The following is a 22,255-nucleotide window of genomic DNA, read 5'->3' on the forward strand; positions in this document are numbered from 1 at the left end:
ATGACCCCGACCTGCGCATGAGACCGTTTGGGTTCACTGAAAAAGCTTCTCAAACACCAAGCTTCCAATTTCGGCGAAGGTAGTCGTCGAACATTGGCACCGTAAAATCTATGTCGCCATACTGAGGACTATAGATCATGCCCTTGTCAATTATTTGCGCCCGACGAGGTCCAAGCTTTGACGGGGGCTCGCCCAAGCGGTCAGCCACTTCCGAGGAGCGATACGGTCCCTTGCCCAGTTCGGCCATCGCAATTACATACTCGCGTTCCTTTGGCGTCAGCCTGTCGAAGCGGACCTGGAAGAAGCCGTCGTCCAGTCTCCTCAGGGCGCCGTCGGTGGCCCTTTTGACGTCGTCCACGTCAATAGGTGACGTCTCGGCCATGTTCCAGGCTTGGAAACCCCACTCTTGAAGAAAGTATGGGTAACCTTCGGTAATTTTGCATATTTCACTGAGTGCTTGAGGGGTTATTTCTTCTCCCTCATCGTTGATGGGGTCTTGAACTGCTTTCAGGGCGGCGTCTTGGTCGAGTGCCCCAATCTTCGGGTAGGAGAACAGACGTTCCGCATATGATTTGGCATCGCCGGACAAGCCTGCCAACTGTGGAAGGCCCGCGCCGAAGAAAATCACTGGAAGCTGTTTTTGACCAACTTTGTGGATCGCCACAATGAGCGCTGCTAGCTCATCGGACTTGAGGTATTGAACTTCATCGATGAGCAGGCACCAGCCTTTGCCTGCCGCCTTTGCAGCATGTCCAATTGCAACGAACATGTCAGGAAGATCATATTCCAAGTTTCCGCTATCTGCGACTCCCGGTTCAGGATCGACCGACACCGACAGATCGCCGATCTGGACTTTGAATGCGCTGGCAAAGCTTCTTAATGCTTTCATCGCAGCATGTGTCTTTGCCTTGGCAGCCTCGATCAAGGAGAGCTTTCGCAGCACCTGCTGCATTTTGGGATACAACAATTCAGCAAGTGGCTTGTCCTCGGGCGCCTCAATAACAGACGTCAAGTAACCAATATCGTCGGCGGTGTTTTCGATGGTGTTGAGCAATACGGTCTTGCCAGTGCCGCGTAGCCCAAGAAGCATCTGTGACTGTGCGTGCTTGCCAATGAGCATTCGTCTCAAGGCGGTGGTTGCATCTGCGACTACCTCATCCCGGCCCGCGAGTTCCGGTGGTTGTGAGCCCGCGCCGGGCGCGAACGGATTTCTTACGGGATCCATCGATCTAGCCACCTATAACCAGTTATATCTCAAGTATCATATAACTGGTTAGAAGTCGATACAGTGATGCGTCAGGATGGAGATGCTCTGAGTGATCCAACGTGCTCTGTCCCTCACGGCTGCCTTGGGGCCGTTGTTCCGCGGGTAGCGCCCCCCCCCCCCCTCAAACCACCTCCCGCAACACCCGCGGCACCTTGAACTCGACGTTCTCCTCCGCCGTCACCACGGGTTCCACCGTCACCTCGAACCGCGCGCGGAAGGCGTCGATGACCTCGTTGACCAGCACCTCCGGTGCAGAAGCCCCCGCCGTGATGCCGAGCGAGCGGATGCCCTCCAGCGCGCGCCAGTCGATGTCCGCCGCCCGCTGCACCAGCTGCGCATAGCCGCAGCCCGCGCGCGCGCCGACCTCGACCAGGCGCTTGGAATTCGACGAATTCGGCGCACCCACCACCAGCATCGCGTCGCAGAGCGGGGCCATGGCCTTCACCGCCTCCTGCCGGTTGGTGGTCGCGTAGCAGATGTCTTCCTTGTGCGGGCCGACGATGTTCGGGAACCGCGCCTGCAGCGCCGCGACGATGTCGGCGGTGTCATCGACCGACAACGTCGTCTGCGTGACGAAGGCCAGCCGGTCGGGGTCGCGCACCGCGACACGCGCCACGTCCTCGACGGTTTCGACCAGCAGAACCTCGCCCTCGGGCAGCTGGCCCATGGTGCCGATCGTCTCGGGGTGGCCCTCGTGGCCGATCATGATCATCTGCAGCCCGTTCTCGTGGTGCCGGGCGGCCTCGATATGCACCTTGGAGACAAGCGGGCAGGTGGCGTCGACATAGACCATCTGCCGCCGCGCGGCCTCGGCCGGGACGGCTTTGGGCACGCCATGGGCCGAGAAGATCACCGGGCGATCCAGCGGGCAGTCGTCAAGCTCCTCGACGAAGACCGCGCCCTTGGCGCGCAGGTCGTCGACGACATACTTGTTGTGCACGATCTCGTGCCGGACATAGACCGGCGCGCCCCATTTCCCGAGCGCCATCTCGACGATCTTGATCGCCCGGTCCACGCCCGCGCAAAAGCCGCGGGGCGCGGCGAGGTGGATGGTGAGGGGCGGCTTGGTCGCGTCTGTCATGGGGGCCTCGGGCGGCGGGAGTGTCCGATCTGGTTTACACCAGAGGTAAGGTGAAACGCGCGATGCGTCCAGCCTCGGGGGTTGCCTTCCCGTAGGGGGAAGCTGCGAGATATCGCGCAGGACCGCGATGGGGAGTGTGACGGGATGCGACGCGATGTGATGATGGGGCTGGCCGGGGGTGTGGCGCTGATCGGGCTGGGCGTGGTGCTGTGGCCCGCCGCTGCGACCGAGGCACCGGGGCAGATCCTGCGCTGGCAGGACCCGCAGGTCGTGGCCGAGGGGGCGGAGCTGTATGACCGGTTCTGCGCCTCCTGCCACGGGGCCGAGCTCGAGGGGCAGCCGAACTGGCGCGAGCGGAACGCCGCCGGTCGACTTCCCGCGCCGCCGCATGATGTGACCGGCCACACCTGGCACCATGCCGATGCGCTGTTGATCGACATCACCACGCGCGGCACCGCGGCGGTGGTCGGGCGCGGCTACGAGAGCGACATGCCCGGCTTCGGCGACGTGATGACCGAGGACCAGATCATCGCGGTCCTGAGCTTCATCAAGTCGACCTGGCCCGCCGAGGTGATCGCGGCGCATGACCAGATGAACGCCATGTCGGCGTTGGAGTGAGGGGCGCGTGGCGGGTGCTGAGGACCACTGGGATGCCGTTTACACTGGCCGTGCGCCCGAGGCGCTGACCTGGTTCGAGGAGGTGCCCGAGGTCTCGCTGGCCTTGATCCGCAGCTACGGGGCGAAGGACGCGCCCATCATCGACGTGGGCGGCGGTGCCTCGCACCTGCCCGATGCGCTTCTGGCCGAGGGGTTCGAGGCCGTCACCGTGCTCGACCTGTCACCGGCGGCGTTGGAGCTGAGCAAGACACGCCTTGGCGCGGCCGCGTCGCGGGTGCGCTGGGTGGCGGGCGATGTCACGCGCTGGGTGCCCGACCGGGCCTACGGCCTCTGGCATGACCGGGCGGTGTTCCATTTCCTGACCGATCCCGCGGGCCAGGACGCCTATGTCGACGTGATGCGCCGGGCCGTGACCCCCGGCGGCCATGCCATCATCGCCAGCTTCGCCGAGGACGGGCCCGAGCGGTGCTCGAACCTGCCGGTGCAACGCTATTCGCCCGAGGCGCTGGCCGCCCGGCTGCAGCGGGCCGCGCCCGGTGTCTTCGCCCCGCTAGAGGCGCAGCGCCTTGTCCATGTCACCCCGATGGGGCGGCGACAGGCCTTCCAGGTCTCGGTGTTCGCGCGGTCGGCCGCCGACTGAGCGTCCGGGCGCACCGACCTGCACCCCGGCATCCCTGCGCCGGGATGGGTGGGGCAACGTGCCGATGCCCGCACCACGTGGGTTGGCCGTGGATCAGTCCGCGGCGTCGGCGTCGTGGCGCGCGCGTTCCTCGCGGGGCTCGCGCGGGGGGCGGCCGATCACTTCGCGCAGCTCGTCGAGCTCGATGAAGTTGTCGGCCTGGCGGCGCAGGTCGTCGGCGATCATCGGCGGTTGGCTGCGTATGGTGGACACCACCGACACCCGGCACCCCTTGCGCTGAAGCGCCTCGACCAGCGGCTTGAAGTCGCCGTCGCCGGAAAACAGGACGATGTGATCGACATGGGCCGCCGTCTCCATGGCATCGACCGTCAGTTCGATGTCCATGTTGCCCTTTATCTTGCGCCGTCCCTGGCTGTCGGTGAACTCCTTCGCGGGCTTCGTCACCATGGTGAAGCCGTTGTAATGGAGCCAGTCGACCAGCGGCCGGATCGGCGAATAGTCGTCGTTCTCGAGCAGGGCCGTGTAGTAGAAGGCGCGCAAGAGCTTGCCTCTTTGCATGAACTCCTGTCGAAGAAGCTTGTAGTCGATGTCGAACTGCAGCGCCTTGGCTGCAGCGTAGAGATTGGAGCCGTCTATGAACAACGCCAACCGTTCGTCGCGGTAAAACATGGCAAAAGATCCCGTCATAATGCTGGAATGCGAACGCGTTGGTGATAGGGAGTGAAGCTATCTACGATCACGGCCAGACCGGCATAACTTAATGAATTGAAGAGCGGATGCAATCATCCGATATGGACAAGCCGGCAGCGACTGCCCTCATCGCCCTGGGCGCGAACCTGCCCGGTGACGGGCGGTCGCCCGAGGCCGCGGTCGCAGCCGCCATCACGGCGCTGGCCGCGCGCAGCGACAGGCCCCTGCGGGCAAGCCGCCTCTACCGCACGCCAGCCTTCCCGGCGGGAAGCGGGCCGGATTTCGTGAACGCGGCCGTCGCGCTGGACTGGGACGGCACGCCCGAGGCGCTGCTGGCGCTTCTGCACGGGATCGAGGCCGATTTCGGCCGGACCCGCAATGCCCGTTGGGAGGCGCGGATGATGGATCTCGACCTGATCGCGCTCGGCGCGCGCGTCCTGCCCGATGCCGCCACCCACGCACGCTGGGCCGCCCTGCCGCCCGAGCGCGCGGCCGTCGAGGCGCCCGGCGAGCTGATCCTGCCCCATCCCCGGCTGGCCGAGCGGAGCTTCGTGCTGGTGCCGCTGGCCGATGTCGCGCCGGACTGGCGACACCCGGTCACCGGGCGCGACGTGCGGCGGATGCTGGCCGACCGGCCCGCCGCGGAACGCGCGGAAATCCGCCCGATAGAGGCGGCGCGGATGGGCGAAACACCCGCCTCGTCGCTGTCTTGACCCTTGTCATTCCGGGGTTTGGCGCGTAAACGATGCCTTTCTACCGCTCCCGTGCAAAGGTTGGAGGTGCCCGCAGATGGCCCGCGTCACCGTTGAAGATTGCGTCGACAAGGTTCCGAACCGGTTCGAACTGGTCATGCTCGCCGCCCACCGGGCGCGCGAGATCTCGTCCGGCTCGCCGCTGACCCTTGACCGTGACAACGACAAGAACCCCGTCGTTGCCCTGCGCGAGATTGCCGAGGAAACGCAGGGGGCAAACGATCTGCGCGAACGTCTGATCGAAAGCCACCAGACCCAGATCGAGATCGACGAACCCGAGGAAGACGCCATGGCGCTTCTGCAGGGCGTGGAGGCTGATCGGCCTGCGCAGGACGACATGAGCGAAGAGCAGATGCTGCGCGCTCTGATGGAAGCGCAGGGCCAGAAGTAAGGGCCCCTCGGGACAGACGGTTGAAACGGGAATGATCGACGCCGACGACCTTCTGTCCCTTGTCCGCAACTACAACCCCAAGACCAACGAGGCGCTCCTTAGGGGCGCCTATGCCTATGCGCAGCGCATGCACGAGGGGCAGAAGCGCCACTCGGGCGAGCCCTATTTCACGCATCCCGTCGCGGTCGCCGCGATCCTGACCGAGCAGCGGCTGGACGACGCGACCATCGCCACCGCGCTGCTGCATGACACCATCGAGGACACCAAGGGCACCTACACCGAGGTGGCCGAGCTGTTCGGCACCGACGTGGCCGAGCTGGTGGACGGTGTCACCAAGCTGACCAACCTCGAGCTCTCCAGCCGCGAATCGAAGCAGGCCGAGAATTTCCGCAAGCTCCTGATGGCGATGTCCAAGGACTTGCGCGTGATCCTCGTGAAGCTGGCCGACCGGCTGCACAACATGCGCACCATCCGCCACATGCCGCCCGAGAAGCAGGCCAAGAAGGCGCATGAGACGATGGACATCTACGCGCCGCTTGCCGGCCGGATGGGCATGCAATGGATGCGCGAAGAGCTGGAGGATCTGTCCTTCCGCGTGCTGAACGCCGAGGCGCGCACCTCGATCATGCGGCGCTTCGTGACGCTGCAGAAGGAAACCGGCGATGTCATCCCGCGCATCACCGAGGATATCGAGGCCGTGATGGAACGGCACGGCGTGAAGGGCAACGTCTTTGGCCGTGCGAAAAAGCCCTTCTCGATCTGGCGCAAGATGCAGGAGAAAGACCTCGCCTTTTCGCGGCTCTCCGACATCTACGGCTTCCGCGTGCTGACCGAGACCGAGGATGACTGCTACCGTGTGCTGGGCGCGATCCACCAGCGGTGGCGCGCAGTGCCGGGGCGGTTCAAGGATTACATCAGCCAGCCGAAATCGAACGGCTATCGCTCGATCCACACCACCGTGTCGGGCCGCGACGGCAAGCGGGTCGAGGTTCAGATCCGCACCCGCCAGATGCATGACGTCGCCGAAAGCGGCGTGGCCGCGCATTGGTCCTACCGCGATGGCGTGCGCACCGAGAACCCCTTTGCCGTCGACCCGGCGAAGTGGCTCGAGGGGCTGACCGAGCGCTTCGAGAACGCCGAGGATCACGACGAGTTCCTCGAGCATGTGAAGCTCGAGATGTATTCCGACCAGGTGTTCTGCTTCACGCCCAAGGGCGACGTGATCCAGCTGCCCAAGGGTGCGACGCCCATCGACTTCGCCTATTCGATCCACACGCGGATCGGGCACAGCTGCGTCGGCGCCAAGGTGGACGGGCTGCGCGTGCCGCTGTGGACGCGGCTGAAGAACGGCCAGTCGGTCGAGATCATCACCGCCGAGGGGCAGACCCCGCAGGCCAGCTGGATCGACATCGTCGTGACCGGCCGCGCCAAGGCCGCGATCCGCCGGATGCTGCGCGAGGAGGACCGCGAGCGCTACATCAAGCTGGGCCGCGAGCTGGCGCGCGTGGCCTTCGAGCAGGTCGGAAAGAAGGCGAAAGACAAGGCGCTCGATACCGCGGCGCGGGCCATCGGGCTGAAGGACGGCGACGACATGCTGGCGCGCATCGGCTCGGCCGAGCTGTCGGCGCGGTCGGTCGTGGCGCGGCTTTACCCCGAGCTGGCCGGGCGCAGCGAAACCGCGGATGTCGAGGCCGTGCGCGCCGTCATCGGCCTTCCGCCCGGCGCGCAGACCCGGCGCGCGCAATGCTGCCAGCCGGTTCCGGGCGAGCGGATCGTGGGCATCACCTATCCCGGCAAGGGGCCGCTGCTGCACGCCATCGACTGCCCGGCGCTGGCCGCCTTCGATGACGAGCCCGAGCGCTGGATCGACCTGCACTGGACCGAGGGGCGCCACGCACCGGTGCATAACGTGACCATCGACGTGACGATCTCGAACCAGCATGGCGTGCTGGGACGCATATGCACATTGATCGGCGAGCAGAACGCCAATATCTCGGATCTGCATTTCATCGACCGGAAACCGGATTTCTTCCGTCTGCTGATCGATGTGGATGTGCGCAACGCCGAGCACCTCCATGCGGTCATGATGGCGGTGGATCTCGACAGCGACGTGGCCGGCATTCAGCGCTCCCGGGATCTCGACCGGCGGCCCTGAGGGCACTGGCTGCGGGACAAAATGGCCCCGACCCGTGACGAGGCGGGAACGGGCGGGAAGGGAAAGGCAGGCAGAGCGTGGTCTTCAAGCGCCGCGACGCCCGAGGTGTTCTGCGCATCGTCGCCGAGGCGTTCTGGCCGCGCGGCGGCTGGGTGCGTGCCTTTCACTACGTCAAGCACCGCATGCACCGCCTTCCGGGCACGCCCGAGCAGATCGCGCGTGGCGTCTTTGCCGGGGCCTTCACGATCTTCACCCCCTTCTTCGGGCTGCATTTCTTCGTGGCCGCCCTGCTGGCCAAGGTGATGCGCGGCTCGATCCTCGCGGCGCTGCTGGCCACGTTCCTCGGCAATCCGCTGACCTATGTGCCCATCGCCTTCATCTCGCTGCAGACCGGGCACTGGATGCTGGGCAGCACGATGCGCGGGGAGCTCAACGATTCGATCTTCGCCAAGTTCGGCGCGGCGGCGGGCGACCTGTGGCACAACTTCATCGCCATCTTCACGCCCGAGACCGCCCATTGGGAAGAGTTGCACCGCTTCTACGACGACGTGTTCTTTCCCTGGATGGTCGGCTCGATCATCCCCGGCGTGATCTGCGGGGTGGTCTGCTACTACCTGTCGGTGCCGGTGATCCGGGCCTATCAGAAACGGCGATCTGCCAGATTGCGAAAGAAGATGGAAAAGCTGCGCGAACAGGCTGGCGCGGCGGCGGCGGACCGCTAGGCTTGACGACAACGGATCAACGGAGGGTCACATGGCAGACCGACTGCGCCTTGGCGTGAACATCGACCACGTGGCGACACTCAGGAACGCGCGCGGCGGCGCGCTGCCCGATCCGGTGCGCGCCGCGCGCGTCGCCGAGGAGGCCGGGGCGGACGGCATCACCGCGCATTTGCGCGAAGACCGCCGCCACATCCGCGACGCGGATATCGACGCGATCATGGCCGCGATCACCATCCCGCTGAATTTCGAGATGGCCGCCACCGACGAGATGCAGCGCATCGCGCTGGCCCATAAGCCGCACGCCGCCTGCATCGTGCCCGAGCGCCGCGAAGAGCGCACGACCGAGGGCGGGCTGGAGGTGGCGGGCGACGAGGCGCGACTAGACGCCTATATCGCGCCGCTTCGGGACGCGGGCATCCGGGTGTCGCTGTTCATCGCCGCCGACCCGGCGCAGATCGCGGCCGCCGCGCGCATCGGCGCACCGGTGATCGAGCTGCACACCGGCGCTTATTGCGACTTCCATGCCGAAGGCGATGTCGCCGCCCGCGACGCCGAGCTGCAGCGCCTGATCGACGGGGCCAGGCGCGCCGCCGATCTCGGGCTCGAGGTGCATATGGGCCATGGCCTGTGCTACGACACGGTCGGCCCCGTCGCCGCCCTGCCCGAGGTGGCCGAGCTGAACATCGGTCACTTCCTGATCGGCGAGGCGGTCTTTGTCGGGCTGCCCCGTGCCATCGCCCGGATGCGCGAGGCGATGGACGCCGCCCGCGGCTGACACGCCCGCGCCCGCCGCGCGATTTCCCTGCGCGCAGAGATTGCGAAGTCGCCGGACTTGCGCAACTCTGCGCCTGCCATCCAAGCCTGCAACACCGGAGCCTCGTCTTGCGCAACCTTCTGCCAGCATCGGCCGTCGCCATGGCTCTTTTCGCCGCCCCGGTCGCAGCCCAACAGGTCGTGCCCTGCGAGGGGCTGATCGACGTGACGATGGTGTCCGAACCATGGGAGGCGTACAGCCGGTCCTACGCCGAAGGCGCGATCCGCCTGTTCGAGGCCTATGTCGCCCCCACCATGGCGGCGGGCGCGGTGATCGGTGTCCTGCATCCGGTGCCGGGCGACCCCTACCCGTTCCGGGCCTGTTCCGCCGTGGTCTACGACGGGGCCGCCGGCCCCTATTTCGCCGAGGCGCTGATCATGGATGCCACCGCCGGTTATGATCCCTCGCGGGGCCTGACAGTGCGGGTTCCCGTCCGCTTCCCGGATGGCCGCCAGCCCATCCCGGCGGTCGAGATCACCATCAACCAGGCCACCGGGGTGGTGAGCGTCAAATGATCCTCGGCATCGGCACCGATCTTGCGAATATCGAGCGCATCCAGCGCGCGCTGGACCGGTTCGGCGACCGTTTCCGCGACCGCGTCTTTACCGTGACGGAACAGAACCGCGCCGAGCGGATGAAAGACCCCGCCTCGGTCTATGCGAAGCGATGGGCCGCGAAGGAGGCCTGCTCCAAGGCGCTTGGCACGGGCCTGCGCATGGGTATCGCGTGGAAGGACATGGCGGTCACGAACCTGCCGTCGGGGCAGCCGGTGATGCATGTGACGGGCTGGGCGAAGGAGCGGCTCGACCAGATGACGCCCGAGGGCCACAGCTCGGTCATCCATGTCAGCCTGACCGACGATCACCCCTGGGCGCAGGCCTATGTCGTGATCGAGGCGCTGCCCGACGCCGCAGAGGCGCTGCGGCCCGAGGTCGGCCCGGTCTCGCGCCGCAAGATCAGCTGACGGGTCAGCGGCGGCGGTCGTTCCGCGTGCGGCGGCGGTTGGCGTATTCCGTGGGGATCAGGATCAGCGCCGCGGCCGAGCCGATGATGGCGTCCAGCCCCGGTGAGCCAAGCGTCAGCCCGAAGAGCGCGCGCAGGAAGAACAGCGCCAACACTGCGCCGAAGGCGATCAGGACAGAGGGCAGGATGCCGTTGTGCGTCCAGCCCCATTTCTCGAACAGCACCGCCACGATGCCCGCGATCATCAACGAGCCGAAGAACGAGAACAGGATCATGGCTCAACCCCCAACACCACACCCGGCGCGATGCGCGCGCCCCGCAAATACGCCTCCGCCGCCATGCGCGGCTTGCCCTCGGGCTGCAACTCGGTGATCTCCACCGCGCCTTGCCCGCAGGCGATCGTCAGCCCGTCCAGCACTTCGCCGGGCGGGCCGCTTCCGTCTGCCATGCGCGAGCGGATCAGCTTGACCCGCTTGCCGCCGATCAGCGTCCAGGCACCGGGAAAGGGCGACAGGCCGCGGATCTGCCTGTCGATATGGGGTGCAGGCGCGGTCCAGTCCACCCGCGCCTCGGCCTTGTCGATCTTCTCGGCATAGGTCACGCCCGCGTCGGGCTGTGTCTCGGGCGTCAGGCGGTCGAGCGTCGCCAGCGCCTCGGTGATCGCCTCGGCCCCCAGCGTGGAGAGGCGGTCGTGCAGCTCGCCCGCCGTTTCCTCCGCCCCGATGGGGATCGCGCGGCGGAGCAGCACCGGCCCGGTATCGAGGCCCGCCTCCATCTGCATGATGCAGACGCCGGTTTCCGCGTCGCCCGCCATGATCGCGCGCTGGATCGGGGCCGCGCCCCGCCAGCGCGGCAGGAGGCTCGCGTGGATGTTCAGGCAGCCGCGCGCGGGCGCGTCCAGCACGGGCTGCGGCAGGATCAGCCCGTAGGCCACGACGACGGCGACATCGGCGTTCAGCGCGGCGAACTCGGCTTGTGCGTTGATATCGCGCAGGGTTTTGGGGTGCCGCACCGTCAGCCCAAGGGCCTCGGCGCGGGCGTGGACGGGGCTGGGCCGGTCCTTCTTGCCGCGGCCCGCGGGGCGGGGCGGCTGGCTGTAGACGGCGGCGATCTCGTGGCCCGCCGCGATCAGCGCGTCGAGGACGGGGACCGAGAACTCGGGCGTGCCCATGAAGACGATGCGCATCAGCGGCCCCCCTTGGCGGCGCGCTTCAGGAGCATGTCGCGCTTGGTCTTGGACAGGCGGTCGAAATACATCCGGCCCGCCAGGTGGTCGATCTGGTGCTGCACGCTGGTCGCCCAAAGCCCCGTGAACTCCTGCCGGACGCGAATGCCGTGGTGGTCGGTGAAGGCGACGGTCACGCGGGCGGGCCGCGTTACCTTGGCCCAGACGCCGGGCAGGTTGGGGCTGGCTTCGTCGTGGTCGTTCACCTCGTCCGAGGCGGCGATGACCTCGGGGTTGGCCATGCGGATCGCGCGGCCGCGCTCATCGGAGGCGTCGACGACGGCGAGGCGAAGCATCACGCCGATTTGCGGCGCGGCGAGGCCGACGCCCGGCATGGCGTCCATCGTCTCGATCATGTCGGCCCAGGTGGCCCGGATTTCTTCAGTGATTGCAGGCACATCCGCGGCAGGTGTCCGCAACCGGCGGTCGGGCCACATGACGAAGGGGCGACGCGTTCCGCTCACGCCTTTTCCCGCGCGCGGTCCTTCTTCAGCTTGACCATCTTGCGGGTGATCAGCTGGCGCTTGAGCGGCTTGAGATAGTCGATGAAGAGCGTGCCGTCGAGGTGGTCGATCTCGTGCTGGACGCAGGTCGCCCAGAGACCGTCAAAGGTCTCTTCACGCGCGGCGCCGCTGGGGTCGATCCAGCGCACCGTCACCTCGGCGGGGCGCTCGACTTCGGCGTAAATGTCCGGAATCGAAAGACAACCTTCCTCGTAGACATTGCGCGTGTCGGACTCGGCGATGACCTCGGGGTTGAACATGGCGAGCGGGCGGGGGGCGGCCCCTTCCTCTTTCACGCAGTCCATGACGATCAGCCGCGTGTCGATGCCGATCTGCGGCGCGGCCAGCCCGATGCCCGGCGCGGCATACATGGTTTCCAGCATGTCATCGGCCAGCGCGCGCAGATCGTCGGTGATGTCGGCGATCGGCGGCGCGGTCTTTTTCAGCCGCGGGTCGGGGTGGATGAGGATCGGGCGCTTCATGGCGTGGATGTAGGACAAGCGCCCATCGGCTGCAACATTCCTGCGGTCCTTGCCCGGCGATGGCGGGCGTGTGACATCCGTACACACCCCGTACACACCCCGTGCATACGCCGCGCCGGGTGGGCGCGGCCGTGGTTCAGGCCTGCCGCCCGGTGTTCAGCCGGCTCTCGTCGCTGTCGAGCGCCTGCATCAGGATCGGATGGATGACGGCATACCACAGCGGCGGCACCAGCATCAGCGCGAAGACGCCGGGATAGCCCGAGGGCAGTTCCGGCGCGCCGTCCACGTCGTTGAGGGTCTGGAACGGTTTCTGCGCGTTGGTGTGGTGATCGGAATGGCGCTGCAGGTTGAAGAACAGGAGGTTCGGGAAGAAGAAGCTGGAGTTCCAAGAATGCTCTGGGCGGCAGGGTTCGCGCCGGCCGTCGATCCTGCGGCGGGCGATGCCGTAATGCGCGGTGTAGTTGGCCATGGAGATGGTGAACCAGACCGACGCGCAGAGCAGCGCGTAGAACCCCAGCGCCACCGGGCCGAAGGCAAGGGTCACGGTGCCCGCCATAAGCGCCGTGACCACCCAGCCTTGCAGGATCGTGTTGCGCCAGTGCCAGACCCCCGCGCCCTTGCGCACCAGCCGCGCGCGCCCGGCTCTCAGCGCGCCCAGAAACACGCCGGGGATCTCGCGCCGGGCGAACCGGTAGATGCTTTCGCCGTAGCGGGCCGAGGCCGGGTCGCGGGGCGTGGCGACATGGACGTGGTGCCCGGCGTTGTGCTCGATGGAGAAATGCCCGTAGGCGATGAGCCCCAGGGCGACACGCGCAAGGCGGCGGTCCCGTGTCGATCTCGCGTGGCCCAGCTCGTGACCGATCAAGACCAGCGGCGCGTGGATCAGGCCGAGGCCCCAGCCGAAGAGGATGATCTGGACCGGGCCGAACACGCCCGAGGCCACGATCCGGCAGGCCAGCAGGAGCGACAGCACGAAAAGCCCCGTCACCACGAACAGCAGGGTGCGGTAATAGGGGTCGCCCTCGAGGTCCATCGCGGTCTCGAGCGAGACATTGCGGTGATCGCGCCCGAAGAGATGGTCGAGCGCGGTGCAGACCCCGAACAGGAGGACAAGCGGGGTGAGCGCGACGGCCCATGTCGGTGCGCCGAGCGCGAGGGCGCCGAGGCAGGCGGGCACGACCATGGGCATCACGAGCCCGGCCGGCCACAGCAGGCGGCGGGGGTCGACGGAATGGGAACTGATCCGGTCCATGTCGGCCCCCCGGGGCACCGTGGCACTGAACGGGAGAAGGCTAGCACGTCCCTTGCGGGTCTCAAAGCGACCCGCCGCCCGCGGGTCTTGCGGCTGACGCCTGCGCGGCTAGGGTGCGGGCACAGCCACCACCCGGAGAGCCTTCATGTCCTTTGACGAGATCATCGACCGCCGCGGAACCCATTGCGTGAAATGGGACGCGATGCAGGCCCTCTACGGCGTCAGCCCCGAGGACGGGATCGCCATGTGGGTGGCCGACATGGAGTTCCGCCCGCCCGCCTGCGTGCAGGACGCGGTGCAGGCGATGGCCGATCACGGGGTCTACGGCTATTTCGGCGATGACAGCGCCTACAAGGCGGCGATCTGCTGGTGGATGGAGAACCGGCACGGCTGGCGGGTGGAGCCGGACTGGATCTTCACCACGCACGGGTTGGTGAACGGGACGTCGATGTGCCTCGACGCCTTCACGCAGGAGGGCGATGGCGTGGTGCTGTTCACGCCGGTCTACCATGCCTTCGCCAAGGTGATCCGCGCCTCGAACCGCGACCTAGTGGAGTGCGAGATGCCGGTGGTCGATGGGCGCTACACGCTCGATTTCGACGCCTGGGATGCGCAGATGCAGGGGCATGAAAGGATGCTGGTCCTGTGTTCGCCGCATAATCCCGGCGGCCGCGTCTGGACCCGTGCCGAGCTGGAGGGGGTGGCGGAGTTCGCGCGGCGGCATGACCTGCTGATCGTTTCGGACGAGATCCACCACGATCTCGTGATGCCGGGGCAGGCGCACACGCCGATGGCGCTGATCGAGGGGATCGCCGACCGGCTGGTGATGATGACGGCGGCGACCAAGACCTTCAACATCGCGGGCGCGCATGTGGGCAACGTGATCATCCCCGACGCGGACCTGCGCGCGCGGTTCGGGGCGCGGATGATGGCGCTGGGGATGTCGCCCAATTCCTTCGGGCTGCACATGGTGACGGCGGCCTATTCGCCCGAGGGGGCGGCATGGGTGGATGCGCTTTGCGCCTACCTGGCCGAGAATGCGCGCATTTTCGACGCGGGGATCAACGCCATTCCCGGCCTGCGGTCGATGCCGTTGCAGTCGACCTACCTGGCCTGGGTGGATTTCTCGGGCACCGGCATGACGCGGGAGGAGTTCACCGCGCGGGTCGAGCAGGGCGCGAAGATCGCGGCCAACCACGGGCCGAGTTTCGGCACGGGGGGCGACAGTTTCCTGCGGTTCAACATCGCCGCCCCGCGGGCGGTGATCGAGGATGCCGTGGCGCGGATGGCACGGGCGTTTTCCGATCTCCAGTAGGGTGCGGGCGGCAGCGCCCACGCCATGCCGCGCTGCGGCACTTGCATGCCGCGGCGCAATATCCTATCCGCTGGGGTGAGAGAGACGAAACATCCTTGCGCATCGGAGATCCCGCCCATGAGCTTTCGCATCCAGCCCCAGCCCGTCGCCCGCCCGAACCGTTGCCAGCTGTTCGGCCCCGGCTCGCGGCCCGCGATCTTCGAGAAGATGGCCGCGAGCGAGGCGGATGTGATCAACCTCGACCTCGAGGATTCGGTCGCGCCCGACGACAAGGCGCAGGCGCGGAAGAACATCATCCAGGCGATCGGCGACGTGGATTGGGGCAAGAAGACGCTGAGTGTCCGGATCAACGGGCTGGACAGCCCGTATTGGTATCGTGACGTGGTCGATTTGCTGGAGCAGGCGTCGGATCGGCTGGACCAGATCATGATCCCAAAGGTCGGCAACGCGGGCGATATCTACGCGGTCGACGCGCTGGTCAGTTCCATCGAGATGGCGATGGGGCGCACCAAGCCCATCGCCTTCGAGGTGATCATCGAAAGCGCCGCGGGCATCGCCCATGTCGAGGAGATCGCCGCCGCGTCGCCGCGGCTGCAGGCGATGAGCCTGGGGGCGGCGGATTTCGCGGCCTCGATGGGGATGCAGACCACGGGTATCGGGGGCACGCAGGAGAATTACTACATGCACCGTGACGGTGCGAAATACTGGTCGGACCCCTGGCATTGGGCGCAGGCGGCCATCGTCGCGGCCTGCCGCACGCATGGGGTGCTGCCGGTGGACGGGCCGTTCGGCGATTTCTCGGATGACGAGGGGTTCCGCGCGCAGGCGCGGCGCTCGGCCACGCTGGGGATGGTCGGCAAATGGGCGATCCACCCCAAGCAGGTGGCGCTGGCCAACGAGGTCTTCACCCCCTCGGACGAGGCCGTGGCCGAGGCGCGCGAGATCCTTGCCGCGATGGAGAAGGCCAAGGCCGAGGGCGCTGGCGCGACCGTCTACAAGGGGCGGCTGGTGGACATCGCCTCGATCAAGCAGGCCGAGGTGATCGTGAAACAGGCCGAGATGATCGCGGCGGGGTAAGGCCCCGCCGCTGGAGGGTCAACCGTCCCCCGGTCCCCCGATGAACAGCGGTGTCTCGCCTTGCACGGGCTGCTCCTGCTGCGGCGGTGTGACCGGCGCGGGGTCCTCGGTGTTGGCCACACCGCCGCTGACGCCGAAGCCGACCGTGCCGCTGCCGAAGTCGAAGCCGACATCGCCGCCGACAAAGCCGTTGTCGAACATGTAGGCCGCGCCGAGGCTGCCGCGGAAGCTGTTGGTGGAGAACATGTAATCGAGGCCGAGGGTGCCCGCGACCTCATCCCGGCGGTTGTCGGAAAAGACGCGCAGGCCGACGCCGACATCGGCGCCCTGGCTGCCGCCGAAGACGATGTTGAGGCCGATGCCGACGGTCGGATCGGCCAGGGCGGGCGTGGCGAGGGGGGCGGCCAGTGCAAGGCACAGGGCGAGGGGTTTCAGCTGGGGCATGGAACACTCCGATACGGCTCGACTTGCCTGACCGCTTAGCATATCGAAAGTTGCAATTCCATCTTTCGATAGAGGCCTGCGCGGCGCTGCCGCGCGCCCCGTGCTGCAAACGTTGCATCCGTGGCGGCGCGCGGTCATATACCCACAGCAGGGCGCGGCCACGGAGACGACCATGACGACCTATCTCGATTTCGAGAAACCGCTTGCCGAGATCGAAGGCAAGGCCGAAGAGCTGCGCGCGCTGGCCCGGCGCAACGAGGAAATGGACGTCGAGGCCGAGGCCGCGGCGCTCGACAAGAAGGCCGCGGACATGCTCCGCGACCTCTACAAGGAGCTGACGCCCTGGCGGAAATGCCAGGTCGCCCGCCACCCCAACCGGCCGCATTGCCGCGATTACATCCAGGCGCTGTTCACGGAATACACGCCGCTGGCCGGTGACCGGAATTTCGCCGACGACCACGCCGTGATGGGCGGCCTCGCCCGGTTCGAGGACACGCCCGTCATGGTGATCGGCCACGAGAAGGGCCATGACACCAAGACCCGGATCGAGCGCAATTTCGGCATGGCCCGCCCCGAGGGCTACCGCAAGGCGGTGCGGCTGATGGACATGGCCGACCGCTTCGGCCTGCCGGTGATCACGCTGGTGGACACGCCCGGCGCCTATCCCGGCAAGGGCGCGGAGGAGCGCGGTCAATCCGAGGCCATCGCGCGCTCGACCGAGAAATGCCTGCAGATCGGCGTGCCGCTGATCTCGATCATCATCGGCGAGGGCGGATCGGGCGGGGCGGTCGCCTTTGCCACGGCGGACCGGCTGGCGATGCTGGAGCATTCGATCTACTCGGTCATCTCGCCCGAGGGCTGCGCCTCGATCCTGTGGAAGGACGCCGAGAAGATGCGCGAGGCTGCCGAGGCGCTGCGCCTGACCGCGCAGGACCTGCACAAGCTGGGCGTCTGCGACGTGGTCATCAAGGAGCCGCTGGGCGGCGCGCAGCGTGACCGCGAGGCGGTGATCGCGGGGGTGGGGCGGTCGATCTCCTCGATGCTGGCGCAGCTGAAGGGCGCGGATCGCGCGCAGTTGATCGCGGGGCGGCGGCGCAAGTATCTCGACATGGGGTCCAAGGGCCTGGCGGCGTGATCACCCGGCGGGGCCTGCTGGGGGCGGGCCTTGCCATGCTCTCGGTCCGCCCCGTGCAGGCACAGGGAGGGGGAGCGGCGATGACGCCCGCCACCGGTTTCGACTGGAGCTATCTTGCCGATACGGTCATGGGCGGTGTCTCGGAGGGGCAGGCGCGGCTGGAGGGGGGCGCGCTGCGCCTGACGGGCCGCGTGTCGACGGCCAATCGCGGCGGCTTCATACAGGCGCGGACGGAGATGCCGGGCGGGTTGCCGGCGGGGGCGACGGCGCTCAGGCTGCGGGTGCGCGGCAATGGCGAGCGGTATTTCGTGCATCTGCGTACGGCGCGGACGCGGCTGCCGTGGCAGTATTACCAACAGGGGTTCGAGACCGGGCCGGACTGGGCCGAGGTGGTGCTGCCGCTGTCGGGCTTCGTGGCGTCGGGGCGGATGATGGCGGGCGCGGTCAGGCCCGAGGAGGTGCGCTCGGTCGGGCTGGTCGCCTATGGGCGGGACCACGTGGCGGATGTGTCGCTGGCGGCGCTGGGGACGGTCTAGGGCCGTCGCTGCCTCAGGGCGGGTGTCGGGCCGCGCGCCGGGGCCGGACCTGTGGCGAGGGGCGGCGTTGCTCCAAAAGGCCGTATTTGGGGGAAGATGAAGGGGATCAGCGCCGTTCGAAGAGATCGGTGAGGCGACGGGCCTCGTCCGCCAGGCCATAGGGCGGGTTCACCACGAAGAGCCCCGAGCCGATCATGCCGTGGCCGGGGCGCGCGGGGGGGAAGCGGACCTCGTGCGACAGGGCGTCGGGGAAGGCATCGCGCAGGGCCGTGACCATGGCGGTTTGCGCGCCGTTGGTCAGGACGGGATACCAGAGCATCACGATACCCACGTTCCACTTGGCATGAAGCTTCTGCACGATGCCGGGCAGGCGGTCGTAGTCGGTCTTCACCTCGTAGCTCGGGTCGATCAGCATCAGGCCGCGTTTCGGCTCGGGCGGGGTGCGCGAGAGCGCCATGGCGAGCCCGTCTTCGCGCAGCACCTGCGCCCGGTGGCGCGGCAGGGCCTCGCGCAGGGCCGACGCCTCGGCGGGGTGCAGTTCGGCAAGCGTCATGCTGTCCATCGGGCGCAGCAGCGCCGCCGCGAAGAGCGGCGAGCCGGGATAGGCCGCGGGGCCGTGTTCGGCGGTGACGGCGGCGCGGGCGCGCGTGTAGGGATGCTCGGGCGCGAACCGGTCCGCGACGCGGGCGATGCCCTGCGCGGCTTCGCCGGTTTTCAGCGCCTCGGCGCTGTCGAGCCGGTAGAGACCGCGGCCCGCGTGGGTTTCGAGATAGGAGAGCGGCTTGTCCTTGCGGGTCAGGTAGTCGAGGGCCGTGGCCAGCAGCGCGTGTTTCTGGACATCGGCGAGGTTCCCCGCGTGGTAGGCGTGCTGGTAGGAGAGCATCCTACCACATCCTTTTCGGCGCTTCGGTCGGATAGCTCAGGTCATAGCCCTCGGCGTCGAACGCGGCGTCGCGTTCCTTGATGAACTGGCCTGCCGTGGGCAGGTCCGCGCTGTCGTCGCCGCGGGTCCAGAGGCCCGAGCGCATCAGCGCCTTGGCGCATTGGAAATAGACCTCCGCGACGGTCAGGACGATGACCACCTTGGGGTGTTTGCCGCCCTGTTCGAAGCTGCCGGTCACGGCGGGGTCGTCGGTCAGCACGGCGCGGCCGTTGACGCGGACGACGTTGAGCGACCCGGCCACCATGAACAGGAGCGAGGCGCGCCCGTCGCGGACGATGTTGCGCAGGCCATCGAGGCGGTTGTTGCCGCGCCAGTCGGGCATCCAGATCGTGCGGTCATCCGCGATGCGCACCACCGGGCCGTCGTCGCCGCGGGGGCTGGCATCGGTGCCCTCGGGGCCGACGGTGGAGAGGATGCAGAAGCGCGCGGCCCCGATCCACTGCCGGTAGAGCGGCGTCAGGGCCGGTGCGACCTTGGTCAGCGAAGCCGGAACGGGCGCGTCGTAGAGCGCGTCGAGCGCGGCGATGTCCTCAAGGATGCGCATGGAACCCCGCCTCTGCCATGAGGGTGTCCGACGCCGTTTCGACCTCGGTCTCGAGGCGCGCCATGAACGCGTCGCGCGGCAGGCCCGGCGGGATCGGCGGCAGGAACTCGACCACCCCAAGCCCCGGTTTGCGCAGGATGCCGTGGCGCGGCCAGAAGACGCCGACGTTGGTGGCCACCGGAACGCAGGGTTGGCCCAGCTGCTCGTAAAGCGCGCCGGTGCCGATCTTGTAGGGCCGCGCGACGCCCGGCGCGACGCGGGTGCCCTGCGGGTAGATGATCAGCTGGCCGCCCTGCTGGCGGCCCGATTTCACATCGGCCAGCATCTTGGCGATGGCCGCGCCGCGCTTGCCGCGGTTCACCGGAACGGAGCCGACGCGCAGCGCGTACTGGCCGAAGAGCGGGGTGTAGATCAGCTCGCGTTTCATGATGAACTTGCCGCGGGGGACGGCGTTGTAGATCATCAGGATGTCGAGAAAGCTCTGGTGCTTGGCGGCGATCATCACCTCGCCGGTGGGGGGCGTGCCGCGGACCTCGGTCCTGAGGCCGGTCATCCACGCGAGCGTCCACAGCACCCAGCGGCAATAGGCGTGGCAGGCGGCATGAGCGCCCGCGGACGACATCACCGCCCATGGGAAATAGGCGATGGCGAGGACCACCATCGCCACATACATCTGGCCGATGAAGAGGATCGAGCGGAGATATTGCATCAGCGCAGCCCCTTGAGCGTGCGGAAGGCCGCGATGCGGGTCGCCCAGAAGGCGGTGACGGCGGCGAGGATCGGGATGGCGGCGGGCCAGAGCCAGCCCGCGCCGGTGAAGCCGAGACCGGTGAGAAACGCGCCATCGGCGGCGGCGCGGGGCAACAGCGCGATGGCGATGGTTCCGAGACCCGCGCCGAGCGCGGCCCCGCTGAGTGCCCGGCGCGTGAAGCGGCGCACGAAGGCGCGGGCGATGTAGCTGTCGCGCGCGCCCACGAGGCGCAGGACGCGGATCACCTGTTCGTTCGAGGCCAGCGCGGCCTGGGCCGCCAGCGTGACCATGGCCGCGGTCGATGCGAGGATCAGCGACAGCGCCAGCCAGCCCAGCAGGCGCAGCCGGTCGGCGGCCTCGACCAGCGGGCGGCGCCAGCGGGTGTGATCGTCGAGCACCGCGCCCGGCGCTTCGGCGGCAAGGCGCTGGCGCAGGCCGTCGGCGTCGTAGCCGTCAGAGGTTTCGATGACCTCGATCAGGCGCGGCACCGGCAGGTCGCCGATGGGAAGGTCGGGGCCGAACCACGGCTCAAGCAGTGCGCGCTGTTCGTCGTCGGACAGGGCGCGGGCGCTGTCGACGCCGGGGGTCTGTTCGAGCACGGTCAGGACCGTCCAGGTCTGCGCCTCGAGCTCGGCGGCGGGGGCCGAGAGGCGGATGGTGGAGCTTTGCGCCAGCGCGTCCGACCAGCGGTCGGCCAAGCGGCCCGAGGCCAGCGACAGCGCCAGCGCGAAGACCGCGAGAAAGGCCATGGCCCCCGACACGGCGACGGTGAGCTTCGCGGCCTGCCCGCTGCGAGGCACCACGAGGTCGGCCTGCGCTTCGCCCCTGACGAGCGCGATGATGTCGCCGACGAGGCTCACAGGTCGGCCCCCGCTGCGCTGAGACGCCCGCCCGCAAGGCGCAGCACGCGGGCCTGCACCTGCGCCTTGGCGGCGCGGATCAGCGCAAGGTCATGGGTGGCGATCAGCACGGTCTTTCCCATGCGGTTCAGCTCGGTCAGCAGCTGCAGCAGGCGCAGCGACATCTCCCAGTCGACGTTGCCGGTGGGTTCGTCCGCAAGGATCAGGTCGGGGTCCATGATGATGGCGCGTGCCAGCGCGGCGCGCTGCCGTTCGCCCCCTGACAGCTCGGGCGGCCGCGCCTCGGCGCGCGCGCCAAGCCCGACCCATGCGATCAGCTCGGTCAGGTTGGCCTCTTGCCCGAGGCCGTGGCGACCGGCGACCATCAGGGGCAGGGCGATGTTCTCGCGCACGGTGAGATGGTCGAGGAATTCGCAATCCTGGTGAACCACGCCGATCCTTTGCCGGGTCAGCGCGATCCGGTCGCGGTCGAGCGCGGCGGCGTTTTCGCCGAAGATCGAGACGTGCCCGCCGGTCGGCACAAGCTCGGCGTAGCAGAGTTTCAGCAGCGTGGTCTTGCCCGCCCCCGATGGCCCGGTGAGGAAGTGGAACGAGCCGGGCGCAAGCCGAAGGGTCAGATCCGACAGGATCGGCTCGGCCCCGTAGCCATAGGCGACGTCCTGCATGTCGATCACGGGTTGGCGCTCCTTGCCGCTTGCCGCGACCCTCATGCAACGGATGGCGCGGCGTTGCAATCGGCAGGCGCGGCGAAACCCTTGGAATGCTTGGGGGGCGCTGATACAAGATCGCTGGTTCAACGAGTGCCGACTGCGCCCATATGGGGGCACCGGGCCGAACGGGGGCGAGCGACGGAACATGCGGCTGACCTGTCCGAATTGCAGTGCGCGTTACGAGGTGGCCGACAGCATGATCCCGCCCGAGGGGCGGGACGTGCAGTGTTCGAACTGCTCGACGACATGGTTTCAGCCGGGGCGGCGGACCGACGTGGCCCCCGCGGTGCGGGTCGAGCGGCCCGCGCCCGAGGTGCCCGAGGCCGCGCGCGCTGCGTCCGATCGGGCCGCGACCGAGGTCTCCGAACCGCCCGCGCCCCCTGCG

At 67.8% G+C, this 22,255-nt stretch carries 28 protein-coding genes; 14 read left to right on the plus strand and 14 right to left on the minus strand.

Annotation, left to right across the window (positions count from 1 at the left end; all coding sequences use genetic code 11):
- Window positions 1-49: 49 nt before the first annotated feature.
- Both QQK83_RS06955 and ispH read right to left on the minus strand, forming a co-directional pair.
- Window positions 50-1,225, minus strand: coding sequence for an ATP-binding protein (locus QQK83_RS06955; RefSeq protein ID WP_284262931.1), 1,176 nt, complete (start codon window positions 1,223-1,225; stop codon window positions 50-52).
- 163 nt (window positions 1,226-1,388) lie between these two features.
- A complete protein-coding gene (gene ispH / locus QQK83_RS06960; protein WP_284262933.1) occupies window positions 1,389-2,348 on the minus strand; it encodes a 4-hydroxy-3-methylbut-2-enyl diphosphate reductase in 960 nt (319 codons plus the stop codon).
- Window positions 2,349-2,492: 144 nt separating this feature from the next.
- Here ispH and QQK83_RS06965 point away from each other — a divergent pair, with 144 nt between their 5' ends.
- On the plus strand, window positions 2,493-2,966 hold the full coding sequence (locus tag QQK83_RS06965) for a c-type cytochrome (RefSeq protein WP_284262935.1): 474 nt from the start codon (window positions 2,493-2,495) through the stop codon (window positions 2,964-2,966).
- A 7-nt stretch (window positions 2,967-2,973) separates the two neighbouring features.
- Window positions 2,974-3,606: a class I SAM-dependent methyltransferase gene (locus QQK83_RS06970; protein ID WP_284262937.1), complete on the plus strand. Its 633-nt coding sequence runs from the start codon at window positions 2,974-2,976 to the stop codon at window positions 3,604-3,606.
- 93 nt (window positions 3,607-3,699) lie between these two features.
- On the opposite strand, the gene QQK83_RS06975 is transcribed toward QQK83_RS06970, so the two are convergent.
- Window positions 3,700-4,275 carry a LabA-like NYN domain-containing protein gene (locus QQK83_RS06975; RefSeq protein ID WP_284262939.1) on the minus strand — a complete coding sequence of 192 codons (576 nt, stop codon included), beginning with the start codon at window positions 4,273-4,275 and terminating at the stop codon, window positions 3,700-3,702.
- 122 nt (window positions 4,276-4,397) lie between these two features.
- On the opposite strand from QQK83_RS06975, the gene folK reads away from it, so the two are divergent.
- From folK to acpS, 7 genes are all read left to right on the plus strand, one after another.
- Complete coding sequence (gene folK, locus QQK83_RS06980; protein WP_284262941.1) at window positions 4,398-5,009, plus strand: 2-amino-4-hydroxy-6-hydroxymethyldihydropteridine diphosphokinase; 612 nt, start codon at window positions 4,398-4,400, stop codon at window positions 5,007-5,009.
- Between the two features lie 76 nt (window positions 5,010-5,085).
- Window positions 5,086-5,439, plus strand: coding sequence for a DNA-directed RNA polymerase subunit omega (gene rpoZ, locus QQK83_RS06985; protein ID WP_284262943.1), 354 nt, complete (start codon window positions 5,086-5,088; stop codon window positions 5,437-5,439).
- Between the two features lie 31 nt (window positions 5,440-5,470).
- Window positions 5,471-7,594, plus strand: coding sequence for a RelA/SpoT family protein (locus QQK83_RS06990; RefSeq protein ID WP_284262945.1), 2,124 nt, complete (start codon window positions 5,471-5,473; stop codon window positions 7,592-7,594).
- Between the two features lie 77 nt (window positions 7,595-7,671).
- Window positions 7,672-8,316: a DUF2062 domain-containing protein gene (locus QQK83_RS06995; RefSeq protein WP_284262948.1), complete on the plus strand. Its 645-nt coding sequence runs from the start codon at window positions 7,672-7,674 to the stop codon at window positions 8,314-8,316.
- Between the two features lie 31 nt (window positions 8,317-8,347).
- On the plus strand, window positions 8,348-9,091 hold the full coding sequence (locus QQK83_RS07000) for a pyridoxine 5'-phosphate synthase (protein WP_284262949.1): 744 nt from the start codon (window positions 8,348-8,350) through the stop codon (window positions 9,089-9,091).
- Between the two features lie 140 nt (window positions 9,092-9,231).
- The gene (locus tag QQK83_RS07005; RefSeq protein ID WP_284262951.1) at window positions 9,232-9,645 is read left to right on the plus strand and encodes a hypothetical protein; all 414 of its coding nucleotides are present in this window, start codon (window positions 9,232-9,234) and stop codon (window positions 9,643-9,645) included.
- Window positions 9,642-10,094: a holo-ACP synthase gene (gene acpS / locus QQK83_RS07010; protein ID WP_284262953.1), complete on the plus strand. Its 453-nt coding sequence runs from the start codon at window positions 9,642-9,644 to the stop codon at window positions 10,092-10,094. Before QQK83_RS07005 ends, acpS begins: the two co-directional genes overlap by 4 nt.
- 4 nt (window positions 10,095-10,098) lie before the next feature.
- Here the strand turns inward: acpS and QQK83_RS07015 are convergent, their stop codons facing one another.
- From QQK83_RS07015 to QQK83_RS07035, 5 genes are all read right to left on the minus strand, one after another.
- Window positions 10,099-10,368, minus strand: coding sequence for a hypothetical protein (locus QQK83_RS07015; protein WP_284262955.1), 270 nt, complete (start codon window positions 10,366-10,368; stop codon window positions 10,099-10,101).
- Complete coding sequence (gene fmt, locus QQK83_RS07020) at window positions 10,365-11,279, minus strand: methionyl-tRNA formyltransferase (protein ID WP_284262957.1); 915 nt, start codon at window positions 11,277-11,279, stop codon at window positions 10,365-10,367. Before fmt ends, QQK83_RS07015 begins: the two co-directional genes overlap by 4 nt.
- On the minus strand, window positions 11,279-11,755 hold the full coding sequence (def, locus tag QQK83_RS07025; RefSeq protein WP_284262989.1) for a peptide deformylase: 477 nt from the start codon (window positions 11,753-11,755) through the stop codon (window positions 11,279-11,281). The genes fmt and def (QQK83_RS07025) overlap by 1 nt, the downstream gene beginning before the upstream one ends.
- 23 nt (window positions 11,756-11,778) lie before the next feature.
- Window positions 11,779-12,303: a peptide deformylase gene (gene def / locus QQK83_RS07030; RefSeq protein WP_284262959.1), complete on the minus strand. Its 525-nt coding sequence runs from the start codon at window positions 12,301-12,303 to the stop codon at window positions 11,779-11,781.
- Between the two features lie 136 nt (window positions 12,304-12,439).
- Window positions 12,440-13,555: an alkane 1-monooxygenase gene (locus QQK83_RS07035; protein WP_284262961.1), complete on the minus strand. Its 1,116-nt coding sequence runs from the start codon at window positions 13,553-13,555 to the stop codon at window positions 12,440-12,442.
- Window positions 13,556-13,700: 145 nt separating this feature from the next.
- On the opposite strand from QQK83_RS07035, the gene QQK83_RS07040 reads away from it, so the two are divergent.
- On the plus strand, window positions 13,701-14,870 hold the full coding sequence (locus QQK83_RS07040; protein WP_284262963.1) for a MalY/PatB family protein: 1,170 nt from the start codon (window positions 13,701-13,703) through the stop codon (window positions 14,868-14,870).
- Between the two features lie 117 nt (window positions 14,871-14,987).
- Window positions 14,988-15,947 carry an L-malyl-CoA/beta-methylmalyl-CoA lyase gene (locus QQK83_RS07045; protein ID WP_284262965.1) on the plus strand — a complete coding sequence of 320 codons (960 nt, stop codon included), beginning with the start codon at window positions 14,988-14,990 and terminating at the stop codon, window positions 15,945-15,947.
- An 18-nt stretch (window positions 15,948-15,965) separates the two neighbouring features.
- Here the strand turns inward: QQK83_RS07045 and QQK83_RS07050 are convergent, their stop codons facing one another.
- On the minus strand, window positions 15,966-16,391 hold the full coding sequence (locus QQK83_RS07050) for a hypothetical protein (protein WP_284262968.1): 426 nt from the start codon (window positions 16,389-16,391) through the stop codon (window positions 15,966-15,968).
- Window positions 16,392-16,563: 172 nt separating this feature from the next.
- Between QQK83_RS07050 and QQK83_RS07055 the strand changes: the two genes are divergently transcribed.
- Window positions 16,564-17,526, plus strand: a complete 963-nt coding sequence (locus tag QQK83_RS07055; protein ID WP_284262970.1) for an acetyl-CoA carboxylase carboxyltransferase subunit alpha — start codon at window positions 16,564-16,566, stop codon at window positions 17,524-17,526.
- Window positions 17,523-18,062 (plus strand): CIA30 family protein, encoded by a 540-nt coding sequence (locus tag QQK83_RS07060; protein ID WP_284262972.1) that lies wholly within the window; start codon window positions 17,523-17,525, stop codon window positions 18,060-18,062. The genes QQK83_RS07055 and QQK83_RS07060 overlap by 4 nt, the downstream gene beginning before the upstream one ends.
- 106 nt (window positions 18,063-18,168) lie before the next feature.
- Here QQK83_RS07060 and QQK83_RS07065 read toward each other — a convergent pair whose 3' ends face one another.
- The 5 genes from QQK83_RS07065 to QQK83_RS07085 are packed head-to-tail and all read right to left on the minus strand — an operon-like array spanning window position 18,169 to window position 21,870.
- Window positions 18,169-18,945 carry a 23S rRNA (adenine(2030)-N(6))-methyltransferase RlmJ gene (locus QQK83_RS07065; RefSeq protein WP_284262974.1) on the minus strand — a complete coding sequence of 259 codons (777 nt, stop codon included), beginning with the start codon at window positions 18,943-18,945 and terminating at the stop codon, window positions 18,169-18,171.
- Between the two features lies 1 nt (window position 18,946).
- Window positions 18,947-19,549 carry a pyridoxamine 5'-phosphate oxidase family protein gene (locus QQK83_RS07070; RefSeq protein WP_284262975.1) on the minus strand — a complete coding sequence of 201 codons (603 nt, stop codon included), beginning with the start codon at window positions 19,547-19,549 and terminating at the stop codon, window positions 18,947-18,949.
- A complete protein-coding gene (locus QQK83_RS07075; protein WP_284262978.1) occupies window positions 19,536-20,258 on the minus strand; it encodes a lysophospholipid acyltransferase family protein in 723 nt (240 codons plus the stop codon). Before QQK83_RS07075 ends, QQK83_RS07070 begins: the two co-directional genes overlap by 14 nt.
- Window positions 20,258-21,160, minus strand: coding sequence for a cell division protein FtsX (locus tag QQK83_RS07080; protein WP_284262982.1), 903 nt, complete (start codon window positions 21,158-21,160; stop codon window positions 20,258-20,260). The genes QQK83_RS07075 and QQK83_RS07080 overlap by 1 nt, the downstream gene beginning before the upstream one ends.
- Window positions 21,157-21,870 (minus strand): cell division ATP-binding protein FtsE, encoded by a 714-nt coding sequence (locus QQK83_RS07085; RefSeq protein WP_417750341.1) that lies wholly within the window; start codon window positions 21,868-21,870, stop codon window positions 21,157-21,159. Before QQK83_RS07085 ends, QQK83_RS07080 begins: the two co-directional genes overlap by 4 nt.
- A gap of 145 nt (window positions 21,871-22,015) precedes the next feature.
- Here QQK83_RS07085 and QQK83_RS07090 point away from each other — a divergent pair.
- Window positions 22,016-22,255, plus strand: a 240-nt coding sequence (locus tag QQK83_RS07090) for a zinc-ribbon domain-containing protein (RefSeq protein WP_284262984.1), incomplete at its 3' end; no start/stop codon positions are given.

Origin of the sequence: Roseicyclus amphidinii (assembly GCF_030163755.1) — a bacterium.
Lineage (GTDB): Bacteria > Pseudomonadota > Alphaproteobacteria > Rhodobacterales > Rhodobacteraceae > Roseicyclus > Roseicyclus amphidinii.